Origin of the sequence: Parabacteroides goldsteinii, from assembly GCF_020091425.1 — a bacterium.
Lineage (GTDB): Bacteria > Bacteroidota > Bacteroidia > Bacteroidales > Tannerellaceae > Parabacteroides > Parabacteroides goldsteinii.
In genome coordinates this window covers 4376823-4390113 of record NZ_CP081906.1, presented here as the reverse complement: position 1 = coordinate 4390113, position 13291 = coordinate 4376823, and the positions used below count along the sequence as shown (strand labels likewise).

Here is a 13291-nt window from a genome sequence, read left to right as displayed (position 1 = left end):
TAGAAGGGTAATCCTAAACGATATAAAATGAACAAAGATATATTATATAAATTTTTTGAAGGCAACGCATCATTTGAGGAGGAAGCGGCTGTAAAACAGTGGATGGAAGAGTCTGCTGAGAACCGCCTGGCCTTTTTGAAAGAACGGAAATTGTTTGATGCCATGTTGCTTTTGGGGAATGAAGAAATAATTAAGAACGGAAAGAAAAGATTTTCTATAAACCTTAGTTCTCTTAGAACTGAGTTAATCAAAATAGCCGCAGTTGTCGCAATCACTTTGGGAGGAAGTTATTTTTATTATCAGTCTTCGTTGGAAAAAGAATTGATGGCGATGCAGACAATCACTGTCCCGGCAGGCCAACGTATCAATATCACATTGGTCGATGGCACAAATGTCTGGCTAAATGCCAGGACTTCACTGTCATATCCGGTGAAATTCGGTAAAAATAATCGCCAGGTGGTCTTGGATGGAGAAGCCTATTTCGATGTGACAAAAGATAAAAGCAAACCGTTCATCGTGCAAACGGATAATTATAACGTAGAGGTATTGGGTACCCAATTTGATGTAAATGCCTATTCAGAAACAGGCGAGTTTGAAACAACGTTAATGTCGGGTAGCGTAAAGGTAGCTTCAGCAAGCGACTCCACGCAAAAAATAACTCTGAAACCGAACAATAAGGTTTTTCTGCAAGACGGTAAATTGCATGTAACCGCTGTGGACGACTATAATCCTTACCGATGGAAAGAAGGCTTGATTTGTTTTAAGAATGAAACGTTTACATCCATTATGAAAGATTTTGAAAAATACTATGGATTAACAATTCAGGTGAAAAACAAGAATGTCTTTAAATACGTTTACACAGGTAAATTCCGACAGACAGACGGTATCGATTATGCGCTGAGGGTATTGCAGAAGGATATCAAGTTTACTTATCAGCGAGATGACGAGAACCAGATAATTTATATAGAATAAGATTATAAGAATGATATTATTAACTTTAAAAGAATGCTTATGAATATACATGATCACTAGCTGAAAAATGCCGGCAAACGCTGGGGGGCAATTACCGGCATTCAATCAACACAATTCAATTAAAAACTGTATTAACTTCAAATCATCAACAAAGGTATGAAAAAAAACTCTTTGTCGGGTAGGTATTATCCTAAAAGCCCGAAACTTAAACAAATCTTTAGAATTATGCGAATCACCACGTTCCTACTCTTAGTATGTGTGTTCTGCTCTTTCGCAGAAAATACACATTCACAAAATGCCCGGGTGAGTATTAGTAAACGTAATGCCCAGCTGGACGAAGTATTAGGCGAAATCGAAAAACAGACCGATTATCTGTTTATCTATAATAATCAGGTAGATGTGAACCGCAAGGTCTCTGTCAAAGTTAAAAATGAGCCGGTATCGGCAGTCCTTAGAAATATCCTGAAGGATTCGGAAATCGATTTTGATATGGAAGGTACGCATATCGTACTAACCAAAGTAACAGGAAAAACGGATGCTGAAATCCAGCAACAGGTAAGAAAAATCGATGGAACGATACTCGATTCAAACGGCGAACCGGTTATCGGGGCGAATGTGATAATTAAAGGTACGACTAACGGTACCGTGACAGATATCAATGGAGAATTTTCCATCGAGGCCCAATCCGGCTCAGTTTTGGAAGTTTCTTATATCGGTTATCTGACGAAAGAAATTACAATTACCAATCAGAATACGCTTCGTGTTATATTGGTGGAAGATACCAAGACTCTGGATGAAGTGGTCGTAATCGGATATGGTACACAGAAGAAAGCCGACCTTACCGGTTCCGTGGCAAATATCAGTACCGAGAAGCTGAGTACGCAGAGTAATGTGAATATCGGGCAGGCCCTTCAGGGTAAAATTGCCGGGGTCGATATCGTATCCCAGGGGGGGGCTCCGGGACAGAGTAGCCGTATCATGGTTCGTGGTATCGGAACTTTGAACAATGCCAGTCCGCTGTATATTGTGGATGGAATGTATATGAGCAGCATGGACCATCTGAATCCGAACGATATTGAAAGTATAGATGTACTGAAAGATGCCTCTTCTGCTGCCATCTACGGTTCACGTGCTGCCAATGGCGTTATTATTGTTACCACAAAATCCGGTTCCAATACGGAAGGAAAACCGATTATCGATGCTTCGGTGAATGTCGGTGTGCAAACTCCGTCCAAATATCTGGATATGCTGGGAGCGGAAGATTGGGCGCGCCTGACAACTGTTTCCCGTCAGGCTATCGGTGCCAGTCCGCTTGAAATGGCAACCGATATGAAAGAAAGTAATGACTGGCAGGATGAAATGATGGGACCTGCCTTGATGCAGAATTATAACCTGACGGTCAGAGGCGGCACAAAGTATTTTACTTATTATACAGGTCTTGGTTATGTCAATCAGGACGGAACAATAAAAGGTACGAATTATCAACGCTATAATGCCCAGTTTAAATCGGAATATAAGCGTGGTTGGTTTACTTTTGGAAACAATGTCGTGTTCAGTTCACAACAGAATAATCCTTTGTACGGTTTTGCACGCGGTGGTTATCTGGGTATTATCCTTCAGTCTATACCGACTCTTCAAAAATATGATCCGACCAACGAAAAGGGAGGCTATGGTAAAGTGTATGGTGATGCAACCGATATTCCTAATCCGTTGGGTATCCTGGATGAAAACCTGACGCGCAGGACATGGAATGCATATAATGCTTATATCAACCTGTATGCAGAGGTTAAATTGCCTTTAGGATTTAAATACCGTCTGAATGCAACTCCTGATCTCTCCTTTGAACGGAATACATCTTATGAAAATATCTATGATTTCGGTTTGCGTAATAACGCTGTATCCAATATGACCGAATATCGTTATCAAAAGAATAATTTCCTGATTGAAAATCTGTTGACGTTTGATCAGACATTCGGCAAACATAAGATCAGTGCTTTGTTGGGATATTCTTATCAGAATTATCATACCCGTTATATACTGGCTTCCGGTAAGGGGTTGCCTGAAGGAATAACTGAAGTAGGTGCTGCTACACAGGACCGTATGAATGATACATGGTCGAAAGAGAGCGCGTTGACCTCAATCATTTCCCGTGTATTCTATTCATATGATAATCGTTATTTGATTACAGCGACTTATCGCCGGGACGGTTCTTCCAAATTTGCCAAAGAGAATCGATACGGACATTTCCCCTCCGTTTCGGTCGGTTGGAATATCGCGGAAGAACATTTTATGGAACAGTCGAAGAGCTGGATGGACCAGTTGAAGTTGAGAGCGGGATATGGTATCCTGGGTAATCAGGAAATTGACGACTATATGTACACCAGTGTTATTACATCCAATATTAATTATCCGGATGGTAACGGCGGTTTGATCAGTGGTGCATTCCCGAAAGATTTTGCGAATCCGGCAATTAAATGGGAAGAAACGGAAATGACCAATATCGGTGTAGATATGGCTTTTATGAACTCACGGTTGATGATCACGGGTGACTGGTATCGTAAGAATACTAAAGATATATTGTTGACAGTGCCTATTCCTATTTCGACAGGTGGTGCAAACGACCCCGTCCGTAATGCCGGTAAAATTAAAAATACAGGTGTGGAATGGACTGTGGGTTGGAATGATGCCCCTTCAAAAGATTTTTCTTATGGAATTACCTGGACCGGTAATGCGATGAAAAATGAAGTTGTAGAAATGGGTGATGCCAACCAGGTGATTGAAGGTGGTAAAAACCGTACCAATGTAGCTACGACCCGTACGTTGGCCGGCTATCCGATCGGTGGTTTCTGGTTGATCCCAACAGAAGGTCTGTTCCAGAACCAGGCGGAGATAGATGCATATGTAAAGGATGGTAATTTGATTCAGCCGAATGCAAAACCCGGAGATATCCGTTTCAAGGATTCTAATGGTGACGGAAAAATTACGGATGACGATCGTGTCTATTGCGGCAGTCCGTTCCCGACACTGACTATGGGATTAAATCTGAATGCAAGCTACAAGGGATTTGACCTTTTATTGGGCATGCAGGGTGTTTTTGGCAATAAAGTGTATAATGGAACCCGTTTAGAGTTGGAAGGTGTAAATAAAGGAACGAACTTCCTGGCTTCTACGCTCGATTACTGGACTCCGGACAATCCCGGTGCATCGCATCCTCGTTTAGTTTGGGATGATCCGAACCAGAACACCCGGCCTCAGAGTGATCGTTTCCTTGAAAACGGTTCATTCTTCCGTCTGCGTAATGTCCAGTTAGGATATACATTCCCGAATCGTTGGTTCCAGGATAAAATACAAAAACTGCGTGTATATGTGAATGCGGAAAATTTGTTTACAATCACAGGATATAGTGGTTACACTCCTGATATCAATAATGCAGACAATGCAACGTCCCGTGGTTTCGATAACTTTGTTTATCCGACAAACAGAGTATTCATGTTGGGACTTAATCTTACATTCTAAAAAATCATGTCATTATGAAAACATTAAAATTAATCATATTCGTTTTTATTTCCATTGCACTTAATGGTTGTGAAGGCAAACTGGATCTGACTAATCCGAATAAGCCGACCGGAGAAACTTTCTGGAAGACGGAAGCCGACTTCAGACAGGCTATGGCCTCTTGTTATACACCGCTAAAAAACTGGAATGGCGGATATTATGGAACCCGTGGACTGATGACTCGCATTTCACGTGCGGATGATATTGAGTTCCGTAATGATATTCAGGAAATATATTCAATGCATCGTTTCACGAATGATCCGAACAATGCAGTGGCAAATAATATCTTTTATCAGTTCTACAATGCTATTTACAGGGCTAATTCTATTTTGCAAGAAATAGACGGTAAAGATTTTACAGAAGAGTTCATCGACCAGATTCGTGGTGAAGCTCTTTTTATCCGCGGCATGTATTATTTTCAGTTGGCAAAGGAGTTTGGTGATGTTCCTCTGCGGTTAACAGCTTCTCAGGACCCGGCTACTTTCCAGTTGGCTAAATCGAGCCAGGCAGAAGTGTACGGGCAAGCCGAAAAAGACTTTATCGAGTCAGCTTCTCTGCTGCCTTTGGCAAATGATAAAGGGAAGCCGACACGGGGAACTTCGTATGCTTATTTAGGTAAATTGTATGTGTATATGGAAAAATGGCAGGATGCTAAAAATACCCTGGAACCATTGACTAAAGCTCCGTATACGTATAAACTGGTAGATGATTTTACCTGGAATTTCGATGAGGAGCATGAAAACAATGCAGAAAGTATTTTTGAGATCCTCTATGAGCCGGTAGGCGGATCGGACCAGTGGGATAATGGTGAAACAGCCAATTCTGCCCAGTCGACCACCATTGCTGTTGAATATGCGGCCGGTGCTGTTGGCGGATGGTTTGAGGCAAAACCGACCCAGAAGATGATGGATATTTTCAGGAAAGAAAGAGCGGCAAACGGAGAGTATGATTATCGTACATTGACATCTGTTGCCTGGGATTATCCTGGCTGTATGTATTATATGAAGCCTATTCAGGAAGTATTATCCGGTGAAGACCTGGCTTCTTACTGGATTCTTAAATATCAGAATTCCAAAACCCGTGAACAGGAAGTGGAAACAATTCCTTCCTATATCAACGAACGTGCCATGCGTTTTGCCGATGTGATCTTGTTATTGGCTGAGTGTGAACTGAATCTGAATAATACGGTACAGGCAATCGGTTACATAGACCAGATACGTACCCGTGGAGGTAACTTGCTTCCTTATTCCGGCAAGACAGATGCTGCATCGGTTAAGGAAGAACTGATCCATCAGCGTGCTATCGAGTTCTTTAAAGAAGGGGAACGTTTCTATGACCTTCGCCGTTGGGGGTTGCTTGAACAGGAGTTGAAAGCGCAGGACCCAATCCGTTTTGCCAGCTTCCAGAAACGTCATTATTATTTGCCCATACCGGCTAAAGAGATACAAACCAACTTGTTGTGTACTCAGAATGGTGACTGGTAATTGAATGGAATAAGTTGACAGGATAAGGCCGTTACCGTCTGGCAACGGCCTTATTTGTCTCTGATAACAACGTAAAAACATATTTGTATGAAATCGAATAAAATAATAGTTGCTATATTTTTAAGTATCAGTTTTAGTATACAGGGACAGGCGCAATCGACGGTAGGAGTCACTCATTCCGGCCAATCTACCGGGCAAACACCTTTTCCCGTAGATACGTATGCAGAATTGCCTAATCCGGCAACAACGGATCCGGCATTATGGAAAAATGTAAAAGGGACAAGTGTAAGTTGGGGTTCTACCGATATACGGTATAAAAAAGAAGAACCGGCACCAGTCGGCCGGATAAGTAAAGAGATCGAACTGACGGCATGGAAGGGAGAACGTGTTGCTTCCCAGTGGGTTGTATGGGGTGATCAACCTTTACATAGTCTATCCTTTTCTGTAACGGAACTGGTTCATAAAAATAAGAAAAGCAAGATTGGTCAGGATCGGTTGTTGTCAGGTTTTGTTCGTTATGTAATGACAGACGAACTGAATAAGGATGGAATGGGGGGATGTGGCTCCCGTCCGGATGCTGCTGCATTTGATTCGTCATTGGTTGCCGATCCGATAGATCACCTGACAAAAGTACTTTCTTTACCGGAGCGTACTACTCAGGGAGGATGGGTGCGCGTATGGGTTCCTCAAGATAGTCCGGCTGGTATTTATGAGGGCAAAGTGATTCTGAAAGACGGGGATAAAACACTCGGGGAACTTATTTTAGAAATCAATGTGAAAGATCGCATCTTACCTATGCCGTCCGAGTGGACTTATCATCTTGACTTATGGCAGAATCCGTTCGCAATAGCACGTTATCATCAGGTTGAACCCTGGAGTAAGGCTCATTTTGATTGTATGCGTCCTTATATGGAGATGTATCGCCAGGCGGGAGGAAAGGTCATAACTGCCTCCATCATGCATAAACCCTGGAATGGGCAAACGTACGATTATTTTGAAACGATGATTACCTGGATGAAGAAGGCAGACGGCAGCTGGTCTTTTGATTACACTGTTTTCGACCGGTGGATAGAGTTTATGATGAGTGTCGGTGTAACGCAGGAAATAAACTGTTATTCGATGGTTCCCTGGAGGTTATCTTTTCAGTATTTCGACCAGGCAACCAATAGTCTGAAGTTTATAGATATGAAACCCGGTGATCTGGAGTATGAAGATATATGGGGAACTATGCTGAGATCGTTTGCTGCTCATTTGAAAGAAAAAGGCTGGTTCGATATTACCCATATTTCTATGGATGAACGTCCTATGGCGGTTATGCAGGAAACATTGAAAGTGATACATAAGGCCGATCCGGACTTCAAGGTTTCTTTAGCCGGTGCTTTACATGAAGAATTGTCTGACGAACTGGATGATTTCTGTGTGGCATTGCGGATGAAATATTCAGAAGAGATGAAGGCTAAACGTAGGGCTGAGGGTAAAGTCACTACCTTTTATACCAGTTGTGAAGAACCTCGTCCGAATACATTTACCTTTAATCCGCCTGCCGAATGTGAATGGTTCAGTTGGTATGCGGCGAAAGAAAATCTGGATGGTTATTCCCGCTGGGCATTGAACAGCTGGGTGATCGAACCGTTGCTTGACAGCCGCTTCTATACCTGGCCGGGAGGAGATACTTATTTTATCTATCCGGGTGCAAGAACCTCCATGCGTTTTGAGCGTCTGATTGCCGGTATTCAGGCATTTGAGAAAATCAGGATTTTGAGGGAGGAGTTCAATTTGTCAGGGAATCAACAGGCAAAAGCTAAAATAGATAAGGCATTGATCCTGTTTGATGAAAAAACATTGGAAAGTGTTCCCGCTTCGGCAGTTATATCAGAAGCGAATAAGATCATAAATGGTTATTGATTTGCCGGACATAATAATGAGAACTGTAAAGGGGAAGACAACGATTTTCCCCTTTACTTATTCTATAGTATAGAAACAAAATTTGAGCCCTTAACATTATAAACAAAAAAAAATCCCTATGTTTGTAAAGAACTTTATTTAGAGAGACGGGATATTTATTACTGCCTTAGGTATGAGATCTGTGATTATGGGAATGAATGTAGAGATTGAAGAAAAATATTTGAAAGAACTTGCAGGAGGCAGCCGTAAAGCCTTTGAAGTACTTTATATGACGTACGCTCCCCGTGTCGAGTATTTTTTGCGTGGCTTGCTTAAAAACGATCTTGAAGCGGAGGATATAACACAAGATATATTTTATAAGATATGGAGTAATCGTGAAACGATTGCCCAGATCGATTCGTTTAAGTCTTACCTGTTCCGTATGGCGAAAAATGCCGTATACAATCATTATTCCCATTTGCTGGTTAAAGAAAACTATATCGAGATCGAGAAGAACAAACAAGATTATGAGGATTTGATCGAGGAGAAAATACATGCCGAAGACCTGGAACTGCTCATCGTTATGTCAATAGAAAAAATGCCGCCTCAAAGAAAGAAAATATTTAAGATGAGCCGGTTCGAACATTTATCCAATGATGAAATCGCACAACAGTTGAATATTAGCAAACGTACTGTGGAGTCTCACATCTCGCAGGCAATGAGTGATTTAAGGAAGCTTTTGGTTTTGTATGTGATCACTTTCATGTAAATAAATAATTTTTTTCAATAAGACTCCGTGTGCATAGCTACTTGGCTGTCTTATATATGTAACACCACTAAGAATGAGAACAAATTATATATATTCCATTTTTACGAAATTTTTTGGCAACGATATGCCAAAGGAAGTTCAACTCCGTTTCCAGCACTGGTTTCTTCAAACTGAAGACAGCCTGGAAAAAGAGAAGGCTCTTCATAAAATATGGGATGGGATAGAGGTAAAAGCAGATGAGAAAACGCGCAGGAAATATGCGAAACTGAATGCCCGTATCGATCTGGCGGAAGGGAATAGGAAATATTTTGCAGTGAAGCGGATGGCGGTTGTCGCTGCCATGTTCCTGCTGATGTTGGGATCGGCTTGGATGGCGTGGAATATGAAAGATATGCAGGATGAAGAATCTTTCTATATCGTAGAAGCGCCGCTGGGTGAAAAAAGTAAACTGACCTTGCCTGACGGAACAGTTGTTTGGTTGAATGCCGGTTCGCAATTACGATATTCCAGTCATTTTAATAAAAATAACCGGGATGTCACTCTGGAAGGAGAAGGTTATTTTGAAGTCACCAGGCAACAGGAAAAAGAATTTGTCGTTTATTCTGCCGGATGTGGGGTGCATGTCAAGGGGACGGTATTCAATGTAAAAGCATATCCGGAAGATCCGACCATGGAAGTCCGTCTTTATGAAGGTTCGGTTTGTTTATCCACCCCTTCTGTCAGAGAAGAAGACGGAATTTATATGGAACCAGGCGAAAAGGTCCATTATAATAAAATGAATAAGACCACCAGGAAAGAAAAATTGCTTTATCAGGATGATTTGTCCTGGAAAGACGGATATTACCATTTTGCAGATAATTCACTGAAAGAGATTGCTGCCGAACTGGAACGTATATTTAATGTCCGCATCAAAATAGAAGATGACGATATTGAAAAATATAGATATCATATATCCTTTGTAAATCATGAAGTGTTGCCTGATATGCTGGATGCGATCAACAATGATAAAAAGTTGATTATAACGTATAATAAGGATACGATTGAGATAAGAAAGAGAAGATAATAACTCAATTTATTTGATAGAGATATAGGTAGTAAGCTGGAGCGTACGGTCAGCTGACGGATATTTCTATGCATGAATGTAAACTTTGTATAAACAATTAAATTAATTAACATGAGAACAAGACAGTCCTTTTATGAAAAACCGCTTCTTCTGTTTTTCCTGTTGATGATCTTTGTTTCTTCTACAGTGACGGCACAGGGTGCTGAAAAGATTTCCATGAAGTTAACAAATCTCACGATAGAACAGGCATTGGAGCAGATCACTAAACAGAATGGCTATTCGTATGTGATAAAAAGTTCAGATCTGAATATGCAGAAAAAAACTTCTGTAGATGTCACGGATGAACCGATCAGGGAGGTCCTTTACAAGGTGTTTGAAGGGCAGCCGGTTTCGATAGAGATTGTAGGGAAGAGTATCCGTATTTCAAAGGAAAACCGGAATGCTTCGACAGGAACTTCGCAGAAGAAGGTGGTGAAAGGAACCGTTACCGATGAGACGAACCAGCCGGTAGCCGGAGTGAATGTCGTTGAACAGGGAACGACAAACGGAACGATTACGGATATGAACGGGAATTATTCCCTGGAGGTAAGCGGTCCGAATGCGATATTGCAATATTCTTTTATCGGTTCCAGGACGATTACGCAAAAAGTAGGTAATCAAACTTCCATTAATGTTGTTTTGCAGGAAGATTCGCAGGCTTTGAGTGAAGTTGTCGTGGTTGGTTTCGGTACGCAGAAGAAAGTGAATCTTACAGGATCGGTTTCTACGGTTGCTTCAAAAGCCTTGGAATCGAGACCTGTTGCGAATGTCAGTCAGGCGCTTCAGGGATTGGTACCGGGATTGAATTTCTCGTATGCCGGTTCCGGAAACGGAGGAGAACTGAATAATGATATGAAATTGAATATCCGTGGTGGTGGTACGATCGGCGATGGTTCGAAATCGTCTCCACTGGTATTGATCGATGGGATGGAAGGTGATATGAATGCGCTGAATCCCCAGGATATCGAGAGTGTTTCCGTTTTGAAAGATGCTGCGGCTTCTTCAATCTACGGGTCAAGAGCGCCTTTTGGAGTGATATTGATCACTACCAAAAAAGGGAGTGCCGGAAAAATATCGGTAAACTATAACAACAGCTTCCGCTGGTCTTCGGCAATCAATACGCCCGACATTGCAGATTCGTATACTTATGCCCAATATTTTAACCGGGCCGCAGAAAATATGGGAGAAACCGGACGTTTTACACCGGAATGGCTTGAACGCATTAAGGCATATCAGGAAGGAACGTATCTTCCGACAACCGTACCGGATCCTAATAACCCGACCCGTTGGGATTGGCAGGGAAATTCCAATAACGACTGGTACGATATCTATTTTAATAATGCCGCGTTTTCACAGGAACATGCCGTCAGTGCCAATGGGGGAAGTGAGAAATATCAATTCTATGTGTCTGCCAATTATCTGGACCAGAGCGGTCTGCTCAAATTTAATACGGATAAGATGCAACGTTATACCGTTACCGGTAAAATCAATGCTAAGCCGACAGATTGGTTAAGTTTCAATTACAGTTCGAAATTTATCCGGAATGATTATAAGAAACCCTCTGCGGTGGATGATAATGTTTTCTATCACAATATCGCAAAACGCTGGCCTATGGAACCGTTCCTTGATCCTAACGGACATGGAATGAGCATGGCTGAAAGTTTGTTGCAGGGTGGAGATTATAAGACTCAGAAAGACAACCTGTACCAGCAGTTCCAGCTTATCCTGGAGCCAATTAAGGACTGGAAGATTTTTGGAGAACTGAATTACAGGACTACAACGGAGTTTCTACATAAAGATGTGAATCAGGTAACCAAATATGACGTGAACAACAACCCGTGGACAAATCCGGCTGAACAGTCTTCCGTATTGGAACAGGCAACCAAGAATAACTTTTTCAACCCGAACGTTTATACGGAGTATTTCAAGGAACTTAATGGCGGTCACGCTTTTAAAGTAATGGTCGGTTTCCAGGCGGAACTGAATAAATACCGGGAACTGGGAGCTTCCAGAACGGATATGATCACATCCAATTTACCTACCCTGAATACTTCCACCGGAACGGACAAGATCACGAAAGGCGGATATTCACATTGGGCTACAGCCGGTTTCTTCGGTCGTATCAATTACAATTATAAAGAACGTTATTTGCTGGAAGTAAATGCCCGTTACGACGGAACGTCCCGCTTCTCCCGCGATAACAGATGGAATGTTTTCCCTTCTGTGTCTGCCGGTTGGAATATTGCACGCGAAGCATTCTGGGAACCTTATACGGATGTTGTGAACAATCTAAAGTTTAGAGGCTCATGGGGTGAATTGGGAAATCAGAATACAACCAATTTGTATCCTTATTACCAGTTACTCAAGTTCGCAGCGAACGATGCAAACAGTCATTGGTTGCTGAATGGAATGAAACCCAATACCGCTAATGCTCCTGATCTGATCTCCACATTATTATCGTGGGAAACAATGCGTTCATGGAATATCGGTATCGATGTCGGCGCTTTGCAGAACCGCCTTACGTTCAGTTTTGACTATTTCAACCGTAAAACACTGGATATGGTAGGACCGGCACCTGAATTGCCTGTTATCCTGGGTGCCACCGTCCCTAAAACGAATAATGCCGATATGGAATCGAAAGGTTTTGAATTGGATATCGCATGGAGGGACCGGATCGGTAAAGTCGATTACGGTGCACATATCTTGTTGTCGGACGACCGTCAGCGGGTAACCCGGTATTCAAATCCGACAGGAACATTAAACACCTGGTATGAAGGACAGTATTCCGGAGAAATATGGGGATATGTAACTCATGGTATTGCAAAGACGGATGAAGAAATGCAGGACTGGCTTGCCAACCATAAGCAATCATTCGGAAATAGCTGGGCAGCCGGTGATATTATGTATGAGGACTTGAATGGCGACGGTGAAGTGAATGAGGGCAGTAATACGATTACCGATTCGGGTGATAAGAAAATCATCGGTAATTCCAGTCCGCGTTATAAATTCGGTATCGACCTGGATGCTTCCTGGAATGGATTTGATATCCGTATGTTTTTCCAGGGCGTAGCAAAACGGGATTACTGGTTAGGCGATAATATGTTTTGGGGGGCCAGTGGCGGATTGTGGCAGAGTACTTGCTTCACGGACCATCTGGATTTCTTCCGTTCTGAAGGTGACGACTGGGGATCGAACCTGAATGCTTATTTTCCTCGTCCGATATTGGATGGCGGAAAGAATCAGAAGAAACAGACTCGTTACCTTCAGAATGCGGCTTATCTGCGTTTGAAGAACCTGCAGATAGGTTATACCTTGCCTGCCAGCCTGACGAATAAGGCGGGGCTGTCAAAGTTAAGAGTCTTCCTTTCGGTGGAGAACCTGTTTACGATCAGTGGCTTGCCGGATAGCTTTGATCCTGAAACATTAGGCTCGGGATACGGAAACTGGAATGGTGCGGTAACGGAGTCTGCCAAATCATATCCTTTGTCAAGAACGGTTTCGACCGGATTAAGTGTAACATTCTAA

Annotated in this window: 7 protein-coding genes; all 7 read left to right on the top strand. The window is 42.3% G+C overall.

What is annotated here, in order from left to right; translation table 11 throughout:
* Positions 1-27 precede the first annotated feature (27 nt).
* Positions 28-972 carry a FecR family protein gene (locus tag K6V26_RS18830; RefSeq protein ID WP_010801833.1) on the top strand — a complete coding sequence of 315 codons (945 nt, stop codon included), beginning with the start codon at positions 28-30 and terminating at the stop codon, positions 970-972.
* Positions 973-1128: 156 nt separating this feature from the next.
* Positions 1129-4488: a TonB-dependent receptor gene (locus K6V26_RS18825; protein ID WP_007655235.1), complete on the top strand. Its 3360-nt coding sequence runs from the start codon at positions 1129-1131 to the stop codon at positions 4486-4488.
* A gap of 14 nt (positions 4489-4502) precedes the next feature.
* On the top strand, positions 4503-6011 hold the full coding sequence (locus tag K6V26_RS18820) for a RagB/SusD family nutrient uptake outer membrane protein (RefSeq protein WP_195584134.1): 1509 nt from the start codon (positions 4503-4505) through the stop codon (positions 6009-6011).
* Positions 6012-6098: 87 nt separating this feature from the next.
* Positions 6099-7916: a DUF4091 domain-containing protein gene (locus K6V26_RS18815; protein ID WP_122328126.1), complete on the top strand. Its 1818-nt coding sequence runs from the start codon at positions 6099-6101 to the stop codon at positions 7914-7916.
* Positions 7917-8088: 172 nt separating this feature from the next.
* Positions 8089-8664 carry an RNA polymerase sigma-70 factor gene (locus K6V26_RS18810; protein ID WP_007655229.1) on the top strand — a complete coding sequence of 192 codons (576 nt, stop codon included), beginning with the start codon at positions 8089-8091 and terminating at the stop codon, positions 8662-8664.
* A 124-nt stretch (positions 8665-8788) separates the two neighbouring features.
* Entirely contained in the window at positions 8789-9727 is a 939-nt protein-coding gene (locus K6V26_RS18805; RefSeq protein WP_224263543.1) for a FecR family protein, read from the top strand.
* A 111-nt stretch (positions 9728-9838) separates the two neighbouring features.
* On the top strand, positions 9839-13291 hold the full coding sequence (locus K6V26_RS18800; RefSeq protein WP_195584136.1) for a TonB-dependent receptor: 3453 nt from the start codon (positions 9839-9841) through the stop codon (positions 13289-13291).